This is a genomic window from Bradyrhizobium sp. BR2003 (assembly GCF_009720285.1).
In the GTDB taxonomy this organism is placed as follows: Bacteria; Pseudomonadota; Alphaproteobacteria; order Rhizobiales; family Xanthobacteraceae; genus Bradyrhizobium; species Bradyrhizobium elkanii.
Map to the genome: position 1 here is coordinate 314,204 of NZ_SMYJ01000019.1, position 20,484 is coordinate 334,687.

Sequence of the window (20,484 nt, forward strand, 5' to 3'; positions counted from 1 at the left end):
AATGCGCAGAAACCAGGTTGCCGTCGTCGGTGCGGCCGAAACCACCGAGCTCGGCGTCATCCCCAACATGTCGCAGATCCAGCTGCACGCGGACGCGGCGCTGAATGCGATCGCGGACGCCGGCCTGAAGCTGTCCGACATCGACGGCATTGCCACCGCGGTCGAGACGCCGCAGCAGATCGCCCACTATCTCGGCATCACGCCGACCTGGGTCGACGGCACCTCGGTCGGCGGCTGCTCCTTCATGCTGCATGTCCGCCACGCCGCTGCGGCGATCGAGGCCGGCCTGTGCAAGACCGTGCTGATCACCCACGCCGAGAGCGGCAAGTCGATGATCGGCAAGCAGCCGCGCTTCACGCCGGCCGACAGCCTCAACGGCCAGTTCGAGGCGCCGTTCGGTGTCTACGGGCCGCCGAGCATGTTCCCGATTCCCGTGCTGCGCTTCATGAAGACGCACGGCATCACGCATGAGCAGCTTGCGATGGTCGCTGTCGTGCAGCGCGAATGGGCGGCGAAGAATCCGCGCGCGACCATGAAGGATCCGATCACGGTCGCCGACGTCCTGAACTCGCGGATGATCGCCTATCCGTTCCGCCTGCTGCAATGCTGCCTTGTCACCGACGGCGGCGGCGCGCTGATCCTCACCTCGGCCGACCGCGCCAAGGATTTCCCGAACAAGCCGGTCTATATCCTCGGCACCGGCGAGAGCGTGGAAACGCCGATGGTCAGCCAGATGAAGACGTTCGACTCGTCGCGCGCCTTCAAGGTGGCGGGCCCCCTGGCCTTCAAGGAGGCCGGCATCACCCACAAGGACGTCGATCATCTGATGATCTACGACGCCTTCGCGCATCTGCCGCTCTACGGCCTCGGCGACCTCGGCTTCATTCCGTACGAGGAGACCGGCAAGTTCATCGCCGACGGCAACACCCGGCCCGGCGGCAAGCTGCCGCTCAACACCAATGGCGGCGGCCTCAGCTACATGCACTCCGGCATGTACGGCATGTACGCGCTGCAGGAGAGCGTGCGGCAGATGCGCGGCATCGCGCCGGCGCAGGTGCCGAACGCGAAGATCTCGGTCTGCCACGGCGTCGGCGGCATGTTCGCCGCGAGTGGCACGATCATCTTTACGAACGAGAAGTAACAATCTCCGTCATTCCGGGATGGTCCGAAGGACCAGACCCGGAATCTCGAGATTCCGGATTCGCGCTTCGCGCGCCCCGGAATGACGACGGAACAGCAAACGAAAGCGGAGAACCGACATGGCAAAATCACTGCAGGATAAAGTCATCATCGTCACTGGCGCGGGGCGCGGCATCGGCCGCGAGATCGCGCTGCTCTGCGCCGCGGAAGGCGCCAAGGTCGTGGTCAACGATCCCGGCGGCGCCGCCGATGGCGCCGGCACGAGTGCGGCGCCCGCCGAGGAGGTGGTCGAGGAGATCAAGAAGCGCGGCGGCACCGCGGCCGCCAATTTCGAATCGGTGGCAGAAGCCATCCCCGCCAGCAAGATCGTGAAGACCGCGACCGACCATTTCGGTCGGCTCGACGGCGTCGTCAACAATGCCGGCATCCTGCGCGACATGATCTTCCACAAGATGAGCGTGGAAGCGTTCGAGGCCGTCATCAAGGTCCATCTTATGGGCTCGTTCTATGTCAGCCACGCCGCCGCGCGGATCTATCGCGAGCAGGAGTCGGGCTCGTTCGTACACTTCACCTCTACCTCCGGCCTGATCGGCAATTACGGCCAGGCCAACTACGCCGCCGCCAAGCTCGGCATCGTCGGCCTGTCGAAATCGATCGCGCTCGACATGGGCCGCTTCAACGTGCGTTCGAACTGCGTGTCGCCGTTCGCCTGGACCCGCATGATCGGCACCATCCCGACCGAGACCGACGCCGAGAAGGCGCGCGTCGAGAAGATCAAGCAGATGGGGCCGGAAAAGATCGCGCCGGTCTGCGCCTATCTGCTCTCGGACGCGGCCAAGGACGTCACCGGACAGATCTTCGGCGTGCGCATGAACGAGATCTTCCTGTTCGGCCAGCACCGTCCGGTGCGCTCGGTGCATCGCGGCGAAGGCTGGACGCCCGAGACCATTGCCGAACACGGCATGCCGGCGCTGAAGGGATCGTTCGCCAAGCTCGACCGCTCGGCCGACATCTTCACCTGGGATCCGATCTGAACTTGATCTGATCCTCCGATCCGATCTGACATTTTTATGAAATCGTCGCCTCCGCGAAACAGCGGGGGCATCACACTCTTTGGTTGTTTCATCATGGCGTGCCCGCATTGTGCCAGAATTGCGGGGGTATGATCGTCCTCCCGATAACAAAAAAGCCTGGGAGGACTTTCGTGACAAATCCAAGCAACATTCAGAAACACGAGGGCGACGGTGCGAAGGCGTTCGACCGTCGGACAATCTTGCGCGGCGCAACCGCGCTTGCTGCAACCGCGATGGCCGCATCCGATGCCGCAGCGCGCGACTTCGGCCCCAACGCTGAGCCGCAGCGCTATCCCGATCCAGACATCGTCGTGATCGACGACAAGCGCTTCAAGGCCAAGGTCGGCAACACCGCGATCAAGCGGCTCTACACGGGCTGCCTGTGGGCGGAAGGTCCGGCCTGGAACGCGCAGGCCCAATATCTGGTCTGGAGCGATATCCCGGCCAACCGGCAATTGCGCTATCTCGACGATGACGGCCACATCTCCGAGCAATTCCACAAGCCGTCGAACGAGGCCAACGGCTCGACCTTCGATTTCGAGGGCCGCCAGATCACCGCCGAGCGCACGCGGCTGGTGCGCTACGAGCACGACGGAACCGTCACGCCCTTGGCGGAGCAGGCCAACGGCAAGCAGCTCAACGGACCGAACGACATGGTCGTGCATCCAAACGACAAGTCGATCTGGTTCACCGATCCCGGCTATGGCGCGATCTCGATCTATGAGGGCCAGCTGGCCAACACGGGATCGAAGCAGCCCTACCAGAAGGAAGCCGTCTATCGCATTGATGCTGCGACCGGCCAGATCACCAAGGTCGCCGACGAGCCGTTCAAGCCGAACGGCATCGCCTTCAGCCACGACTACAAGAAGGTCTATGTCTGCGACACCGGCATCACGCACTACCCGAACGCCAAGAACATCGTGTGGCAGTACGATCTCAACGGCGACAAGCTCTCCAACCCGCGCACGCTGATCGACATGACGCTGGACGGCAAGTCAGGCTTCCCGGACGGCCTGCGTGTCGACATCGACGGCAATATCTGGGTCGGCGCCGGCTGGGTCGGACCGGGCTATGACGGCGTGCAGGTGTTCGCGCCCGACGGCCAGCGGATCGGCCAGATCCTGCTGCCGGAGACCTGCGCCAACCTGACCTTCGGCGGCAAGAAGCGCAACCGCCTGTTCATGACGGCAAGCCAGTCGCTCTACGCGGTCTATGTCGAGACCCGCGGCGCGCATAACTGCTAGTCTATCCGTCGTCCCGGCCTAGTGGGCGATTGCGCACGGGAGGCCGGGACGACGTTGGGGCTAGCCGCTATTCCGCAGTCCCGCCGAAATGCCGTTGATCGTGATCTGAATCCCGCGCAGTACCTGCTCGTCCGGGTTCTGCGCGCGATACTCCTTCAACAGCTCGACCTGCACGTGATTGAGCGGATCCATGTAAGGGAAGCGGTTGCGGATGCCGCGCTCCAGCAGCGGATTGCCCTGCAGCAGCCGGTCATGCCCCATGATGTCGAGCAGCGTCTCGATCGACAGGTGCCATTCGCGGCGGATCCGGCCAAAAATCTTCTCGCGCAACGCGACGTCGGGCACCAGTTCGGCATAGCGCGAGGCGATCGCGATCGAGCTCTTCGCCAGCACCATATCCATGTTGGACAATAGCGTGCGGAAGAACGGCCATTCCCGGTAGAGTTCCTGCAGGAACGCCATGCCCTGCTCCGGATGCTCCGCAATCCATCTCTCGACCGCGCTGCCGAAGCCATACCAGCCCGGCAGCATCAGCCGGCATTGCGCCCAGGAGAACACCCAGGGGATGGCGCGCAGGTCCTCGATCTCGCGAGTCTTTTTGCGCGAGGCCGGGCGGCTGCCGATGTTCAGCGTCGCGATCTCGTTGATGACGGTCGAACCCCAGAAATAATCGGCGAAGCCTTCGGTCTCATAGACGAGGCCGCGATAGGCCTTGAAGGCGAGCGCGGAAATCTCCTCCATCGCCTTGAGATATTCGGGGCGCGGCGCGCTCTGCCGCGGCTGTAGCAGGCTGGTTTCCAACGTCGCCGCGGCGAGGATTTCCAGATTGCTGCGGCCGACCTCGGCATTGGAATATTTCGAGGAGATGATCTCGCCCTGCTCGGTGATGCGGATCTGGCCGTTCACGGCGCCGCCGGGCTGCGCGATGATCGCGTCATAGCTCGGGCCGCCGCCGCGGCCGACCGAACCGCCGCGGCCGTGGAACAAGCGCAAGCGCACGCCGTGGCGCTCGAACACCTCGACGAGGCCGATCTCGGCCTTGTAGAGCTCCCAGCCTGAGGTGACGAAGCCGCCATCCTTGTTGCTGTCGGAATAGCCGAGCATCACCTCCTGCACTCTGCCGAGACTGTCGACCAGCTTGCGATAATCGTGCAGCACCAGCATGCGGTCCATGATGCCGCTGGAGGCCTGCAGATCCTCGATGGTCTCGAACAGCGGCACGATGTTGACGGCGCTGCGGCCGGACGGATTGACGAGCCCGACCTCCTTCAACAACACCGCGACCTCGAGCATGTCGGACATGCCCTGGCACATCGAGATGATGCACTGGGAGATCACCTCCGGCCCGAACCTGGCATGCGCCTCGGCCGCGGCCCGGAACACGGCGAGCTCGCTTTGGGTCTCCTCGGAATATTTCACGAAGGGCGAGGCCAGCGGCCGTGCGTTGCGCAGCTCGCCGAGCAGCAGGCTGACGCGGGCGTCCTCGCCGAGCGCCAGATAGGACATCCCCGGATTGGCGGTGTCGAACAGCTCGGCGATGGTGCGCTCGTGCACCGCCGAGTTCTGGCGGATGTCGAGCCGCGCCAGATGGAAGCCGAAGCAATCCACCGCCCGCCGCAACAGCCGCAGCCGGCCGCGCGCGATCACGCTGGAATTGTTCGCGATCAGCGAGCGGTTGAGCACGTCGAGATCGGCCTGGAATTCCCTAGCACTCGCGTAGGGCTCGGCCTTGCCGACCGGCGGCCGCTTGGTCTCGACCTCGAGCCGAGAGGCCGTCGCCGCAAGCCTTGCATAGATACCCGATACGGCCAGACGATACGGCTCGCCGCTGCGATGCGGCGAGGTGTCGGGCGAACGCTCGGCGAGGCTCCGCAACTCGTCCGAGACGTCGGCGAGATGCGCCGCCAGCGACAATTCGGCGCCAAGCGCATGCAGCTCCTCGAGGTAGAAGTTAAGGGCCTGGCTCGACTGCAGGCGCAGCGTGCCGCGCATCACCTCCGCGGTGACGAAGGGATTGCCGTCGCGATCGCCGCCGATCCAGCTTCCCATCCTGAGGAAGGAAGCGAGTTCGCCGGCTTCACCGCCCTCCTTGTTCAGGCGGTCTTCCAGCGCGCAATGCAGCCGCGGCACCTCCTGCAGGAAGGTGTAGTCGTAGAACGACAGGCCGTTGGCGACCTCGTCGAGCACGGTCAGCTTGGTCCGGCGCAGCAGATTGGTCTGCCACAGCGTCACCACGGCGCGGCGCAGCTGCTCGTCGCTGGCCTCGCTCTCGTCCGGCGTCATCTGCAACCGCTCGCGGCGGTCGAGCAGATCGGCGATCTCCATCTCGCGGTCCATCGTGCTCTTGCGGCGGACCTCGGTCGGATGCGCGGTCAGCACCGGGCTGACCAGCGCGCTCCTGAAGAAGCTGCGCAAATCGGCCGGGCCGATGCCGGCCTGGCGGGCATGCACCAGCGTCTGTTCCAGCGTGCTCGGCCGCGGCGCCCCGCTTGGCCCGCGGCTGCGCATCTGACGGATGTTGTTCTGGTCCTCGGCGATGTTGGCGAGGTGGGAGAAATAGCTGAAGGCGCGGACGATCCGCAGCGTCTCGGCAATCGACATGCCGTCGAGGATGCCCTCCAGCTCCCGGCGCGCCAGCTTGTCCTCGTCGCGATGAAATCGGACCGAGGTCTGGCGGATGCGCTCGACCAGGTCGAACACGTCGGCCCCTTCCTGGTCGCGCACGGTGTCGCCGAGCACGCGCCCCAATAGGCGGATGTCGTTCCGCAGCCGCGCATCCTCCTCCTGCGCAGTCGCTTCCAGAAGGCTGGCCTCTGCGGCGCGCTTGGCGCGGATTTCCGTCTCGGACGGCATGGTCTGGGGAGGCATTACCTGGGGAGACATGGCTTGGCTACTCCGGAGGCTGCCCGGCTCCTCCCGAGTGTGCGCTTTTTTTGCCGCAGCGCAAGATGATCTTGGTGGCGGCGCACACTGACCGATGTCGTCCCGGCGAAGGCCGGACCCATAACCAGCGATATCCAACCTTGGGCATTGGATGGGGCCGCAGCTCACGCAACGGAACATCCGTGGTTACGGGTCCCGGGTCGCGCGGAGCCTGTCATCGGACGGCGCTTCGCGCCGACCCGTTGGCTTGCCCGGGACGACCGTCGCTCGTTGGCCCTAGATTCTCCGCCCCGCCCGTTCCCAGTATGGATCGCGCAGCCGGCGCTTGAAGATTTTTCCGGAATCCTCGCGCGGCAGGTTGGTCTGGATCTCGATGTGCTTGGGCACCTTGTAATCGGCGAGCGCAGTCTTGAGCTGGGCGCGGACGGAGGCGATGTCGAGCACGATGCCGACCTGCGGCTCGATCACCGCCATCAGCGCCTCGCCGAACTCGGCATCGGGAATGCCGAACACCGCGCAATCGTGCACGCCGGGGACGGCATGCAGCACCGCCTCGATTTCGGCTGGATAGATGTTGACGCCACCCGAGATCACCATGTCGCGCTTGCGATCGCAGATGAAGACATAGCCGTCGGCATCGATATAGCCGACGTCGCCCGAGGTGATGAATCCCTGCCGGTCGATCTCGGCGCGCTTCTCGGGCTTGTTGTGATAGGTGAAATCGGGATTGCCCTTGATCCGCGAATAGATCTCGCCGATCTGGCCTTGCGGCACCTCCTTGCCGTCGTCGCCGACGAAGCGCAGCTCGGCACCGGGCGAGATCCTTCCGACCGTGCCGGGCTTCTTCAGCGCGTCCTCGGAATTGGCGAAGGTGACCGCGCCTGACTCGGTCGAGCCGTAGAACTCGTAGATCACCGGCCCCCACCATTCGATCATGGCGCGCTTGACGTCGGGCGGACAGGGCGCGGCGGCATGGATGATATGGCGCAGCGACGACATGTCGCACTTCCGGCGCACCTCCTCGGGCAGCTTCATCAGGCGGATGAACATCGTCGGCACCATGAAGATGGTGTCGATCCGCTCGCGCGCGATCAGCTGCAGAAACTCCTCCGCGTCGAAGCGCGGCATCAGCACCAGCGCGCCGCCGAGCTTGCCCGAGCGCAAGCCGAAGGAATTCGGCGCGGAATGGTAGAGCGGTCCCGGCAGGATCGCGCGTGCGCCGGGCTTCAGGCCGTAGATCATCGCGCGCATTGCTTCCGCATTGGCGGTCTGCTCCGGCGTCGGCGCGAAGCGGCGCACGCCCTTCGGATGGCCTGTGGTGCCCGAGGTGTAGATCATGTTCTGCGGCTGCGGCACCACGGGGCCGTCGTAGCGCGGGAATTGCGCCAGCCAGGCTTCGAAATCGATCGCGAAATCCGGTGTCGCCAGATGATCGGGATTGATCTTGTAGTTGGCGAGGATTTCCGGCGGCGTCGGCACGCTGAGCACGATGACATCGGGCGGGATCGCACCGCGCAGCGGATGCAGCATGTCGGCATGACCGATCAGGACGCGCGTGCCGGAATCCGTCAGCACATAGTTGATCTCCTCCGGCTTGAAGTGCCAGTTGATCGGCACGCCATAGGCGCCGAGCCGCATCGCGGCATAGGCAGCCTCGATGAAGGCGATGTCGTTGCGCATCAGCATGCAGACGCTGTCGCCCGGCTTGACGCCGAGCTCGTTGAGGCCGCTGGCAATACGGTCGGCGCGCTCGGCCACCGCAGCGTGATCGCGCCGGCGACCGCCGCTGACGATGCCGAGGAAGGGCTGGGACGTTTCGCTCATTTCTGTGTTGTTCTTCGTTATTCGTTAGCGGCCCTCGTTGCTTTCGTCATCACCGGGCTTGTCCCGGTGATCCACGTCTTTACCGCCGCAACAAAGACGTGGATGGCCGGGACAAGCCCGGCCATGACGGCTACACATCGTCACACATCCGCAAACCTTGGCGCGCGCTTCTCCAGATTGGCGCGCACGGATTCGGTCTGGTTCGGGCTGCCGAGCAGCTTCTGCTGCTCGACCGATTCCGCAAGCAGCGCGGCCGCCGGGTCGACCGACAGATTGTTCAGCATGCGCTTGGCGGCACGGATCGCGTCCGGGCTCTTGCCGGCGATCTCGCGCGCGACCTCGAGCGCCGCGGCGCGCGGGTCGTCGCAGACGCGGGTGGCAAGACCGTAACTTTGGGCTTCCAGCGCCGAGAAGATACGGCCGGTATAGGTGAGCTCGCGCAGGATGTCGTCGCGCACGAGGCTCGCGAGGATCGGCGTGCCCGCCATGTCGGGCACGAGGCCCCATTTGATCTCCATGATCGACATCCGCGCATGCTGCGAGAGGAAGCGCATGTCGGCGCCGAGCGCGAGCTGGAAGCCACCGCCGAACGCCACGCCGTGGACCGCCGCGATCACCGGCACCGGAAGCTGGCGCCAGCCCCAGACCGCCTGCTGCGGGAAATTGGCCTTGCCGTGGGTGCGGATGGTGAGATCGCGCTTCTCGCCGCCCGGCACTCCGTTACCGCCGTCCTTCATGGCGGCGAAGCGGCCCATGTCGAGCCCGGCGCAGAACGCCCGGCCCTCGCCGGACAGCACCACCACCCGAACGGCTTTTTCCCTGGAAAGCCGGTCGGTTGCGGCCACCAATGCCTCGAACATCGCGGCGTCGAGCGCGTTCATCTTGTCCGCCCGCACCAAGCGGACATCGGCGATACCGTCCGAAATCGATATCGAAACGCGATCTTCCATTGAAATCTCCTCCGCTGTTCCTTGTTGGCGCTTTACAGAAAGGCCGTTGTCCGGTTTTAGTCAATCGACCAATTAACTGACAACCCCCGTGGAGGAAACGATGTTCTCTGATCAGCTTCTTGCCGGGCGGCGCATACTGGTCACCGGTGGTGGCACCGGCCTCGGCAAGTCCATGGCCTCGCGGTTCCTGCAGCTCGGGGCCGAGGTGCATATCTGCGGCCGCCGCAAGAGCGTCTGCGATGAAACCGCAACCGAACTGATGGCCGAGCATGGCGGGCGCGTGGTCAGCCACGGCGTCGATATCCGCAACGCCATGGCGGTCGACGAGATGATCGAGGCGATCTGGACCACCAGCGGCCCGCTCACCGATCTCATCAACAACGCCGCCGGCAATTTCATCTCGCGCTCCGAAGAATTGTCGCCGCGCGGGTTCGATGCGGTGGCCAACATCGTGATGCACGGCACCTTCTATGTGACGCACGCGGTGGGCCGGCGCTGGATCGCCGGCGGGCATCGCGGCAACGTGGTGTCGATCACCGTGACCTGGGTGCGCAACGGCTCGCCTTATGTGGTACCATCGGCGATGAGCAAGTCGGCGATCCACGCCATGACCATGTCGCTCGCCATCGAATGGGGCCGTCACGGCATCCGCCTCAACACCATCGCGCCCGGCGAGATCCCGACCGAAGGCATGAGCAAGCGCATCAAGCCCGGCGACGAGGCCGGTGCGCGCACCAAGGCGATGAACCCGATGGGCCGCGTCGGCACCATGGAGGAATTGCAGAACCTCGCGGTGTTCCTGATCTCCGGCGGCTGCGACTGGATCAATGGCGAGACCATCGCCATGGACGGCGCGCAGGCGCTCGCGATGGGCGGCAATTTCTACCAGCTGCGCGACTGGAGCGATGACGACTGGACCAAGGCGCGCGAGTCGATCAAGGCGCAGAACGAGAAGGACCGCGCGGCGCGAGGTTGAGGCCCGCGCGCATGCCGCAATCACCGCTGTCGTCCTGGCGAAGGCCAGGATCCATGACCATCGCCGCTCGTTGTTGAGCTCGCTGCGGCCCCAGCGTCGCGCCACATTCAGATTCGTGGTTATGGGTCCCGGCCTTCGCCGGGAGGACGATGTTGAAACAGCGCGGCCACTTGCTCCGTATTGTCTTTGCTGCCGGATGCCGCCACACTCCGCGCAACCAAAACAAGACGTCACGGGGGAAACATGTTCGACGCGCCGAAACTGACCAATCTTGCCGACATGGTGCGCGACCGCGCCAAAAGCCGCGGCAACGCGCTGGCCTATGAATTCGAGGGGCGGCAAACCAGCTTCGCCGCGTTCGACGTCAAGACCAACCGCGTCGCCAATGCGCTGATCGCGATGGGCGTCAAGAAGGGCGAGCGGCTCGCCTATCTCGGCAAGAACAGCGACTTCTATTTCGAGCTGTTGATGGGAGCGATGAAGGCCGGTGTGGTGATGGCGCCGGTGAACTGGCGCCTGGCAGGCCCCGAGGTCGCCTTCATCGTCGACGACTGCAAGGCCCCCGTCCTGTTCGTCGGCCCCGAATTCATCACGCAGGCGCGCAACATCCGCGACAAGCTGCCGAGCGTTCGCTGCATCATCACGACCGAGGGCGGCGCGCCGGAATGGCCCGACTTCGTCGCCTGGCGCGACGCGCAGAGCGGCGATGACCCGCGCATCCCGATTGAGCCAAAGGACATCGCGATCCAGCTCTACACATCGGGCACCACGGGCAAGCCGAAGGGCGCGATGCTGTCGCATGCCAATTTCCTCAACCTCGTGCAGAGCGGCAACGAGGCCGAGAAGCCGGAATGGAACCGCTGGACCACCGACGACGTCTCGCTGGTTGCGATGCCGATCTTTCACATCGGTGGCTCCGGCTGGGGCGTGATGGGTCTCTATCACGGCGCCCGCGGCGTGATCGCGCGCGAGTTCGATCCGACCAAGGTGCTCGACTTCTTCGAGCAGTCCGGAATCACAAAGCTGTTCATGGTGCCGGCGGCGATGCAGTTCGTGGTGCGGCAGCCGCGCGCGCGTCAGGTCGACTTCTCCCGCCTGAAATACATGCTCTATGGCGCCTCCCCGATTCCGGCGGCGCTGCTGAAGGAGTGCATCGAGGTCTTCAAATGCGGCTTCGTACAGATGTACGGCATGACCGAGACCACCGGCACCATCGTCGCGCTGCCGCCGGAGGACCACATCGAAGGGCTCGACCGCATGCGCTCGGCCGGCAAGGCGTTGCCCGGCATCGAGCTTGCGATCCTCGACGCGGACGGCAAGCCGCTGCCGCCGGGCGAAGTCGGCGAGATCGCCACCCGCTCCGGCTCCAACATGGCCGGCTACTGGAATCTGCCCGAGGCCACCGCGCGCACGATCGACAGCGACGGCTGGCTGCGCACCGGCGATGCCGGCTACATGGACAAGGACGGCTACCTCTACATCCACGACCGCATTAAGGACATGATCATCTCCGGCGGCGAGAACATCTATCCGGCCGAGGTCGAGAGCGCGCTGTGCGACCACCCCGACGTGGCGGAAGCCGCTGTCATCGGCATTCCCGACGACAAATGGGGCGAGGCGGTGAAGGCGGTGGTGGTGATGAAGCCGGGAAAGACTGCGACCGCGACCGACATCATCAACTTCACGCGCGAGCGGATCGCCGGCTACAAGACGCCGAAATCGGTCGACTTCATCCCGGCGCTGCCACGCAACCCGTCGGGCAAGATTTTGCGGCGGAGCCTGCGTGAACCGTACTGGGCGGGCAAGGACCGGCAGGTGAATTAGCCCTCCGTCGTCCCGGCCTAGTGCGCGATTGCGCACTAGGCCGGGACGACGATCGAGTGATATCCGCGTATCACGCCTTCTTCATCTTCTCCCGTAGCACGCGGCATCGCTCCTGCGCCTCTTGCGGCCAGATCTCTCGCCGATCGTAATACTCGGCGAACACCTTGGCGCCCGGAGGGAACGTCACCCAGGGCTGCTTCGACGACGCGAAGATGTGGACATCAGGCGCGCATTGGCTCGGATCATCCAGCGTGCCGACGCGGACGAAGCGCACGGCCGGTCCCGCGCCCGGATAGTTGCTCCACACCGCGACCTTGCAGATGGGGCAGCGCGCGATCTTCTGCCCCCTGCCGCTCGCCGACGGCGTGTCGACGATCTCGGGCTCGGCCGCGAGGTGTTCGACCCGCTCGGCCTCGTACATCGCGTTGAGCGCATGCACGGTGCCGGTCTCGCGCTGACACCAGGTGCAGTGGCAGGCGTGCACGATCAGCGGCCTGCCGGTCAGGCGGTAGCGGACATTCCTGCAGGTGCATCCACCTTCCATGTCGACCGCCCTCCTTTGCGTTAGTGCTTGCCGGCTCCCATGTAGCCGAACAGGAAGCCTGCCACCTTGCGCTTCTGGATTTCCTCGCTGCCTTCGGTGATGCGATAGCGGCGATGGTGGCGGTAGATGTGCTCGAACGGCTTGTGGCGCGAATAGCCCATGCCGCCATGCACCTGCATCGCGCGGTCGGCGGCCTCGCAGCACAGACGGTTTGCCCAGAAATTGCACATCGAGACACGGTTGGACAGCGTATGCTCGACCTGCGCCTGGGTCAATTGATCCATCTCCCAGGCGGTCTTGCGGATCAACAGCCGCAGCATCTCGGCCTGGGTCGCGAGCTCGACCAGCGGCCACTGGATCGCCTGGTTCTCGGCCAAAGCCTTGCCGAACGGCTTGCGCTCGCGAGCGTACTTCACGCTCTCATTGATGCAGTAGACCGCAGCGCCCAGCGAGCTCGCCGCCTGGCGGATGCGGTTCTCGTGCACGAAGCACTGCGCCAGCGACAACCCGCGGCCGACCTCGCCGAACTGCGCATCCTCCGGCACGAACACATCGGTGAAGCTGACCCGCGGATGGTCGGTCGGCATGTTGAAGGTCCACATATACTCCTCGACCTTCACCCCCGCGGATTTCGCCGGCACAAGGAAGCAGGTGATGCCGCGGGCGTCGCCGTCATTGCCCGAGGTGCGGGCAAACAGCGCGCAGTGGGTCGCGATATGCATGCCGGTCGTCCACATCTTCTCGCCGTTGATGATCCAGCCCTTGACGCTGTCACGCGTGGCCTGAACCGCCCTGGTTTCCATATGCGTGGCGTCCGAGCCGTGCTCGGGTTCGGTCAGACCAAACGTGATGCGGTACTTGCCGGTGATCGAGCCGTCGATCATCGCCTTCTGCTCGTCGGTTCCGTAGCGGTCGAGCATGGTCACGATCGGCAGATTGCCGACGATCGAGTGCTCGTTCTGCAGGTCGTTGTGCAAGCCGAGACCTTTTGAGGCAAAGTGTTCGCGGATCACGGCCATCCAGAGGTTGGAGCCATCCTTGCCGCCATAACGTTTCGGGATCGCAAAACGCAGATGGCCGGCTGCATCGGCCAGGTTCTTGGCCTTGCGCAGCAGCAGCTCCCATTCATGGCGCGGCAAGCCGCCCTTGTCGAAATCGGTGCGCGCCCATTCACGGCGATGGTCGAAGAAGCGGATGTTGTCATCAGCCTCTTCCAGAGGCTTGATCTCGCGTTCGATGAAACGATCGAGCTCGGCGAGATAGGCTGTCAGGTCAGCCGGCAGATTGAAATCCAAGGCGGTCTCTCCCGGAAATATTGTTGATTCTGATTTTGCGTCTAGACGCTGTCGCGCATCGGCGTTCGGATCGATTAAGGTGAGAAGCCTGTCGCCAAGTCAAGAAGGCGAGCGAGGCTTGCACGCGCGGTCGCCTTGCGTAATTGGATGGCACGGAACGCCATGCAGGCGCTAGGATGTGAGCAATATTCTTCGCCGCAGAAAATCGACGGGAGCAAACATGGATCTGAAATTCTCCAAGGTGACGCGTAAGGGTCCCATTACCATCGTGACGCTGTCGCGGCCCGAGGTTTACAACGCGCTGCATATCGACGCGCATTTCGAGCTCAACAGGGTGTTCGACGACTTCTCCGCCGATCCCGAGCAGTGGGTCGCGATCGTGACGGGCGCCGGCGACAAGGCGTTCTGCGCCGGCAACGACCTGAAATGGCAGGCCGCCGGCGGCAAGCGCGGCTGGGACAAGGGCGGCTTCGCCGGCCTCACCACCCGCTTCGATTGCGACAAGCCGATCATCGCCGCCGTCAACGGCGTCGCGATGGGCGGCGGGTTCGAGGTCGCATTGGCATGCGACCTGATCATCGCCGCGGAGAATGCGACCTTCGCCCTGCCGGAGCCGCGCGTCGGCCTTGCCGCGCTTGCCGGCGGCCTGCAGCGGCTGCCGCGCCAGATCGGACTGAAGCGCGCCATGGGCATGATCCTGACCGCGCGCCATGTCAGCGCCAAGGAAGGCCTCGAGCTTGGCTTCGTCAACGAGGTGGTGCCGCAGGGCGAGGCGCTGGCTGCCGCCGAGCGCTGGGCCGAGACCATCACCAAGAACTCGCCGATGTCGATCCGCGCCTCCAAGCAGGCGATCCAGAAGGGCCTCGAAGTCTCACTCGAGCAGGCGATGACCGAGCAGCGCGACTATCCGGCGGTCAAGGCGATGGCCGCCTCGCAGGATTACATCGAGGGACCGAAAGCGTTTTCGGAGAAGCGGCCGCCGAACTGGCTGGGACGGTAAAGACTTCGTCCGCACCTTGATGGCGGGGGAGCGAGCGCATCGCTGTCTCCCCTCGTCGTCCCGGCGAGCTTGTTGGAGCGCAGCGATGCCCATCGACGCCCGTCGCGACGGGTATCGCTTCGCTCCACCCGCCCTACTTTCCGAGTTCCCTCTTATAAGACGCGTAGTTCGGCTGGTCGACGGCGAGCTTGTCCATCGTGGTCTGCCAGAGATGCTCCGATAGTCCCGGCGTTTTCAGATCGACCGCGCCACCAGCGATCTTCTCCGACAACACGCGGTTCAGCTCCATCAGCGTCCCGTCGATGCCCAGCAATTGCTTCAGCCGCGCGGCTTCGACCGCATCGCCGGCCTCGGCGAGCGCGAGCTGCCGCGTCACCAGGTCGAGCGCGTTGATGCCGACGCGCAGCTTGAAGCCGTTGTGCCCCTTGATCGCGGGCGCGATCTCGCTGCGCAGGAAATCGGCGACGGCCTTGATCAGTTCGGTGGGTGTCGGTTCGTCCTGCATCTCAACGACCTCTCGGTGCGAGTAGCCTAAGCAGATCGATCTCGGTTTCCGACGCGCGCCGCCCGATCATCGCGCGTTCCATCGAATGATCCGGGCCGCTTCGGAAGCGCTGCATCATGCCGCAGCACATCACGCCCCAGCGCAGCGTGCCCATCACCTCCCAGAACATCACGCGCTCGGGGTCGGCCTTGCGGCCGGCTTCTTCATAGCCTGCGAACAGATCTTCGCGTGTGCCGAAACCGCCGACCGGCTTGTCGATCTCGCCGAAGCGCCACGAGTTGACGCAGATCCATCCCAGGTCCTCCATCGGATCGCCGGTATGCGCGAGCTCCCAGTCGAGCACCGCGCGCACCCCGTCGGGACCGATGATCAGATTGCCGTGGCGGAAATCGCCGTGCACCAGCGTCGTCTCGGACGACGGCCCGGGATCGTGATCGCGCAGCCAGCGCAGCGCCAGCTCGAACACCGGCCGCGGCCAGTTGAAGCTGTGATACTCGCGGGAGAGATCCTCGATCTCCCTGGTCGCGGTCAGGCTGCGCAGCTTCGGCAGTTTGGCCTGCGGCAGGCCATGGATGCCGGCGATAACGCGGCCGAGCTGGCGGGCCAGGATCGGCCGCGCGCCGGCAAATTCCTCGTCGCGCAGAATTTTCCGCGCGATGGTCTCGCCTTCGACCCGCGCCATGATGAAGCCGCGGCCAAGGCCGTCCTCCGGCCTCAAGACATGCATCACCTTCGGCGACGGCAGGCCCGCGTCATGCGCGAGCTGCATCAGCGTCGCCTCGGCATCGAGGCCGGCGGCGCGGCCCGGCGCGGCACCGTAACCCGGCGGCGTGCGACGCAGGATCGCGCCGATCGTGCCGTTCGGGTGCACGATGTCGAACGTCCAAGTCTCCTGGCTGGCGCCGCCGGAGAGCTTTGCCGCGCCGGTGACGCCGGTTGCGCCTGGATGAAACGAGGCGACGCAGCGAGTGAGCTCGGTCTCGATCATTTGCCCTTGAACTTCGCTGGCCGCTTCTCGAGGAATGCGGTGACACCCTCCTTGAAATCCTCGGCGCTGCCGGCGATGCGCTGCGATTCGAATTCCAGATTGAGCTGATCCTCGAGAGTATTTTCCGGGCTGTCCCAATAGAGCTTTCTGATGAGCGACAGCGCGACCGTCGGGCCATTGGCGAGATCGTGCGCGAGCTTCATGGTTTCTTCCATCAGCGCGGCGTCGTCATAGACGCGGTTGACGAGCCCCCACTCCAGCGCCTTCTCGGCCGGCAGCCGCTCGCCGAGCAGCGACAGCTCGACCGAGCGCGCCTTGCCGATCAGCCGCGGCAACAGCCAGGTCGAGCCGCAATCCGGCACCAGGCCGATGCGGCGAAACGCCTGCAGGAAATAGGACGAGCGCGCGCACAGGATGAGGTCGCCCATCAGAGCGAAGCTCATGCCGGCGCCGGCGGCCGGACCGTTCACCGCCGTCACGATCGGACAGTGCAGCTTACGCAATCGGCGCAGGAACGGATGGAACGCGGTTTCCAGCGCCGCGCCGGCGTTGCTCTTGCCGGGCTTCTGCTGGTTGCGGCCCTGCAGATTGGCGCCGGTGCAGAAGGCGCGGCCCGCGCCTGTGATCACCAGGCAGCGCACCTCGTCGCGCTTGTCGTCGATCGCATCGAGCGCCTCGGCGAGGCCGCCCAGCATGTCGATCGAGACCGCGTTCATGACTTCCTGATGGTCGAGTTTGAGGATCGCGACCGATCCGTCGAAGTCGAGCGTGACATGTTTGAACTGCATGGCTTCCTCTTTACGTTGTTTCGACGGTTGGTACCGCGGTAGGTCGATGCTTCGACCCATATTTGATTTTTGTGCCGGGCTTGTCCATGGTCGGCGGCAAGCCCATCCGTGAACGCGTGATTAGCGCGCACCAAACCAAATGGAAACCCCAATGAGTGGCATCTTCGATCTCACCGGCCGCGTCGCTGTCATCACCGGCGGCAATGGCGGCATCGGCCTCGGCATCGCGCAGGCGCTGAACGCCGCCGGCTGCAACGTCTCGATCTGGGGCCGCAACGCGGAAAAAAACGCCAACGCCGCGGCCTCGATGAAGGCCGGCCCCGGCAAGGTCGCGACGCAATTCTGCGACGTCAGCGATCCCGGCTCGGTCAAGACCGCGATGAAGGCAACCCTCGACACCTTCGGCCGTGTCGACGGCTGCTTCGCCAATGCCGGCATCGGCGGCGGCGGACGAAGAGCCTTCATCGACCGCACTGAGGAAGAATGGCGCCAGATGTTCGCGACCAATCTCGACGGCGTGTTCCACGTATTCCAGGCTGCGGCACGCCACATGACCGACCGCGCCGAGGCCGGCGACAAGTTCGGCCGGCTGGTCGCGACCTCGAGCCTCGCCTCGCTGTTCGGCACCGCGCGCAACGAGCACTATGCCGGCACCAAGGCGGCGCTGAACGCGCTGTGCCGCGCGCTCGGCGTCGAACTCGCGCGCCACGGCGTCACCGCGAACGCCATCCTTCCCGGCTGGATCAAGAGCGACATGACCGCCGGCATCATGGCCAACGACAAGTTCGTCGCCAATGTGATGCCGCGCATTCCCTTGCGCCGCTTCGGCGAGCCGAGCGATTTCGGCGGCATCGCCGTCTACATCATGAGCAAGGCGTCATCCTATCATACGGCGGATTGTTTTGTGATCGACGGCGGGTACACGGCGTTTTGAGTTGGCTCTTGCCGCAACACCGATGTCGTCCCTGCGAAAGCAGGGACCCATATGCCCAGGACGCGGTTGTCGAAGCAAGCTGGGCCATAGCATCGCCATCCAATGAGCAACGGTGGTTATGGGTCCCGGGTCGCGCTGCGCTTGCCCGGGACGACAGCGAGTATGTGGCGCGGTCTGTGAATCATACATCCGCGTCCTCGCGGCGCTGCTGCGTCCGAGTCTTGCGTTTACTTGCCCTCCTCCAAAGCAGAGCGCACAAGGAAAGCCCGGTGCCGATCGCCGCGTCGCGCGGGGGTGCGCAGTTGCGTGGCGCGGAATGACGGCCGCAGAGTGACGGATAGAACCACGCGCGACGCAACCTCGCTTCCGTCGTGGCAAAACTGCTGCTAGCGTTTGAGCCGCAAGGGACGCAATGGGGCGGCTTTTCACAAGCAGGGAAGATATTTCAGATGTTTTCACACGTGATGGTTGGCACCAACGATCTGGACAAGGCCAAGACGTTCTATGATGCGCTGCTTGGCACGCTCGATGTCCGGCCGGCCCGGGTCGACGGTCACCGCATTATGTACCTCACCAAGGCCGGCATTTTCATGGTTTCCAAGCCGATCAACGGAGAACCGGCGACGCATGCCAATGGCGGTACGATCGGCTTTGCCTGCTCTTCGCCGGAACAGGTCGAAGCCTGGCACGCGGCCGGCGTCGCCAATGGCGGCAAGAGCTGCGAGGACCCGCCGGGCGTGCGGGAAGGAGGCGGCATCAAGCTCTACCTCGCTTACTTGCGCGACCTCGATGGCAACAAGATCTGCGCGATGCACCGGATGGTCTGACGATCGGGCCCCCGGCGTTTTCACTTCGTGATGCCCGGCCTTGTGCCGGGCATCCACGTCTTGATCTCTACACACAAGAAAGACGTGGATGGCCGGGACAAGCCCCGCCATGACGAGCGTGCGGAGAGAGGGCGTTCAAACAACGTTTGAAACGCCGTCGCAAAATTCCGCGATGCGGTAGAGGCGATCGGAAAATCGGTGCTCGCGCTTGGCGCCGCACGCGTCTATTGTCCGCCGCGAAACGCGCCTTCGCGAGGGAGAAAAGACAGTGAAACATGCCTATGTGCCGCGCACCACGAACTACACGCTCAATCCGGGCGACGAGCTCAATGACCTGCGCATGTCGGACAAGGTCCGCCCGCTCTACGACCATGTGAAGCAGTTCATCCGCGACACGGTCGACCCGATGTCGATCGAGTTCTATCGCGCCGGCGAGAAGAAGACCAACCGCTGGAGCTTCACGGACGAGCAGCTCGCGATCCTGCAGAAGGCCAAGGACAAGGCCAAGGAGGTCGGCCTCTGGAACTTCTTCCTGCCCGACGCCGAAACCGGCGAAGGCCTCAACAACCTCGACTACGCCTACATCGCCGCCGAGCTCGGCAAGAGCCCGCTGGCCTCCGAGACAATGAACTGTTCGGCGCCTGACACCGGCAACATGGAGGTGCTGGAGCGCGTCGGTACCAAGGCGCAGAAGGAGAAGTGGCTGAAGCCGCTGCTCAACGGCGAGATCCGCTCGGCCTATGCGATGACCGAGCCGAACGTCGCCTCCTCCGACGCCAAGAACATCTCGACTACCGCAAAGCTGGTCGGCGACGAGTGGGTGATCAACGGCGAGAAGTATTACATCTCCGGCGCCGGCGATCCGCGCTGCAAGATCATGATCGTGATGGTGAAGACCAATCCAGACGCCGCGCCGAGCAAGCAGCAGTCTCAGATCCTGGTGCCGATCGACACCCCCGGCGTCGAGATCCTCGGGCCCATGCACGTGTTCGGCCACGACCATGCGCCGCGCGGCCACATGCATCTGCGCTTCAACAATTGCAAGGTGCCGAAGGAGAACATGCTGCTCGGCGAAGGCCGCGGCTTCGAGATCTCGCAGGTCCGCCTCGGACCGGGCCGCATCCATCACTGCATGCGCACCATCGGCAAGGCCGAGAAGGCGCTCGACATGATGGTGCAGCGTGGCCTGACCCGCGAGGCGTTCGGCAAGAAGATCGCCCATCTCGGCGGCAACATGCAAATCATCGCCCAGGCGCGTTGCGAGATCGAGGCGATGCGGCTGATGGTGCTGAAGGCGGCCAAGGCGATGGACGTGCTCGGCAACAAGGAAGCCCGGGTCTGGGTCTCGATGGTCAAGGCCATGGTGCCCGAGCGCGCCTGCAAGGTGATCGACCAGGCGATCCAGATGCATGGCGCCACCGGCATCTCGCAGTGGTCCCCGCTCGGCGAAATGTACCAGGACGTCCGCCATCTCCGCTTCGCCGACGGTCCGGACGAGGTGCATTGGATGGTGGTCGGCCGCCACGAGCTGAGCATGCCGTAGCCTATCTTCCCCTTCTCCCCGCGTACGGGGAGAAGGTCGGGATGAGGGGAGTCTCCGCGAAGCTGGCGAGAGACGGGACTCGCGGAGAGTCACCCTCACCCGGATTTCAAGCTACGCTTGAAATCCGGCCTCTCCCCGCTAGCGGG

17 protein-coding genes are annotated in these 20,484 nt (G+C 64.6%); 9 read left to right on the forward strand and 8 right to left on the reverse strand.

From position 1 onward, the window contains the following. Position 1 precedes the first annotated feature (1 nt). The 3 genes from E2I15_RS14550 to E2I15_RS14560 all read left to right on the forward strand — a co-directional run bounded on the left by E2I15_RS14550 (position 2) and on the right by E2I15_RS14560 (position 3,457). The gene (locus tag E2I15_RS14550; protein ID WP_137476528.1) at positions 2-1,141 is read left to right on the forward strand and encodes a thiolase C-terminal domain-containing protein; all 1,140 of its coding nucleotides are present in this window, start codon (positions 2-4) and stop codon (positions 1,139-1,141) included. A gap of 118 nt (positions 1,142-1,259) precedes the next feature. Next, positions 1,260-2,174 carry an SDR family oxidoreductase gene (locus E2I15_RS14555; RefSeq protein ID WP_137476529.1) on the forward strand — a complete coding sequence of 305 codons (915 nt, stop codon included), beginning with the start codon at positions 1,260-1,262 and terminating at the stop codon, positions 2,172-2,174. 170 nt (positions 2,175-2,344) lie between these two features. Then, entirely contained in the window at positions 2,345-3,457 is a 1,113-nt protein-coding gene (locus E2I15_RS14560) for an SMP-30/gluconolactonase/LRE family protein (RefSeq protein ID WP_137476530.1), read from the forward strand. A 60-nt stretch (positions 3,458-3,517) separates the two neighbouring features. On the opposite strand, the gene ppc is transcribed toward E2I15_RS14560, so the two are convergent. From ppc to E2I15_RS14575, 3 genes are all read right to left on the reverse strand, one after another. Next, positions 3,518-6,325 (reverse strand): phosphoenolpyruvate carboxylase, encoded by a 2,808-nt coding sequence (gene ppc, locus E2I15_RS14565; RefSeq protein ID WP_137476604.1) that lies wholly within the window; start codon positions 6,323-6,325, stop codon positions 3,518-3,520. A 291-nt stretch (positions 6,326-6,616) separates the two neighbouring features. After that, positions 6,617-8,164, reverse strand: coding sequence for an acyl-CoA synthetase (locus E2I15_RS14570; RefSeq protein ID WP_137476531.1), 1,548 nt, complete (start codon positions 8,162-8,164; stop codon positions 6,617-6,619). A gap of 140 nt (positions 8,165-8,304) precedes the next feature. Then, a complete protein-coding gene (locus E2I15_RS14575; RefSeq protein ID WP_137476532.1) occupies positions 8,305-9,114 on the reverse strand; it encodes a crotonase/enoyl-CoA hydratase family protein in 810 nt (269 codons plus the stop codon). A 100-nt stretch (positions 9,115-9,214) separates the two neighbouring features. On the opposite strand from E2I15_RS14575, the gene E2I15_RS14580 reads away from it, so the two are divergent. After that, positions 9,215-10,090, forward strand: a complete 876-nt coding sequence (locus E2I15_RS14580) for an SDR family oxidoreductase (RefSeq protein ID WP_018270548.1) — start codon at positions 9,215-9,217, stop codon at positions 10,088-10,090. A 243-nt stretch (positions 10,091-10,333) separates the two neighbouring features. After that, a complete protein-coding gene (locus tag E2I15_RS14585) occupies positions 10,334-11,914 on the forward strand; it encodes a fatty acid--CoA ligase (RefSeq protein WP_137476533.1) in 1,581 nt (526 codons plus the stop codon). 70 nt (positions 11,915-11,984) lie between these two features. Here E2I15_RS14585 and E2I15_RS14590 read toward each other — a convergent pair whose 3' ends face one another. Next, on the reverse strand, positions 11,985-12,458 hold the full coding sequence (locus tag E2I15_RS14590) for a GFA family protein (protein WP_137476534.1): 474 nt from the start codon (positions 12,456-12,458) through the stop codon (positions 11,985-11,987). A 20-nt stretch (positions 12,459-12,478) separates the two neighbouring features. Then, on the reverse strand, positions 12,479-13,753 hold the full coding sequence (locus E2I15_RS14595; RefSeq protein ID WP_137476535.1) for an acyl-CoA dehydrogenase family protein: 1,275 nt from the start codon (positions 13,751-13,753) through the stop codon (positions 12,479-12,481). Positions 13,754-13,973: 220 nt separating this feature from the next. On the opposite strand from E2I15_RS14595, the gene E2I15_RS14600 reads away from it, so the two are divergent. Next, positions 13,974-14,753, forward strand: coding sequence for an enoyl-CoA hydratase-related protein (locus E2I15_RS14600; protein ID WP_137476536.1), 780 nt, complete (start codon positions 13,974-13,976; stop codon positions 14,751-14,753). A gap of 133 nt (positions 14,754-14,886) precedes the next feature. On the opposite strand, the gene E2I15_RS14605 is transcribed toward E2I15_RS14600, so the two are convergent. From E2I15_RS14605 to E2I15_RS14615, 3 genes are read right to left on the reverse strand one after another with little or no spacing between them, the layout of a single operon-like run. Beyond that, positions 14,887-15,258 (reverse strand): DUF6285 domain-containing protein, encoded by a 372-nt coding sequence (locus E2I15_RS14605; RefSeq protein WP_137476537.1) that lies wholly within the window; start codon positions 15,256-15,258, stop codon positions 14,887-14,889. A gap of 1 nt (position 15,259) precedes the next feature. After that, on the reverse strand, positions 15,260-16,246 hold the full coding sequence (locus tag E2I15_RS14610; RefSeq protein ID WP_137476538.1) for a phosphotransferase family protein: 987 nt from the start codon (positions 16,244-16,246) through the stop codon (positions 15,260-15,262). After that, on the reverse strand, positions 16,243-17,034 hold the full coding sequence (locus tag E2I15_RS14615; protein WP_137476539.1) for an enoyl-CoA hydratase/isomerase: 792 nt from the start codon (positions 17,032-17,034) through the stop codon (positions 16,243-16,245). Before E2I15_RS14615 ends, E2I15_RS14610 begins: the two co-directional genes overlap by 4 nt. 151 nt (positions 17,035-17,185) lie before the next feature. Between E2I15_RS14615 and E2I15_RS14620 the strand changes: the two genes are divergently transcribed. The 3 genes from E2I15_RS14620 (at position 17,186) to E2I15_RS14630 (ending at position 20,338) form a co-directional block, all read left to right on the forward strand. Continuing rightward, entirely contained in the window at positions 17,186-17,968 is a 783-nt protein-coding gene (locus E2I15_RS14620; RefSeq protein ID WP_137476540.1) for an SDR family NAD(P)-dependent oxidoreductase, read from the forward strand. 449 nt (positions 17,969-18,417) lie between these two features. Continuing rightward, a complete protein-coding gene (locus tag E2I15_RS14625; protein ID WP_137476541.1) occupies positions 18,418-18,795 on the forward strand; it encodes a VOC family protein in 378 nt (125 codons plus the stop codon). A gap of 268 nt (positions 18,796-19,063) precedes the next feature. Further along, positions 19,064-20,338 carry an acyl-CoA dehydrogenase family protein gene (locus E2I15_RS14630; RefSeq protein ID WP_137476542.1) on the forward strand — a complete coding sequence of 425 codons (1,275 nt, stop codon included), beginning with the start codon at positions 19,064-19,066 and terminating at the stop codon, positions 20,336-20,338. Positions 20,339-20,484 lie beyond the last annotated feature (146 nt).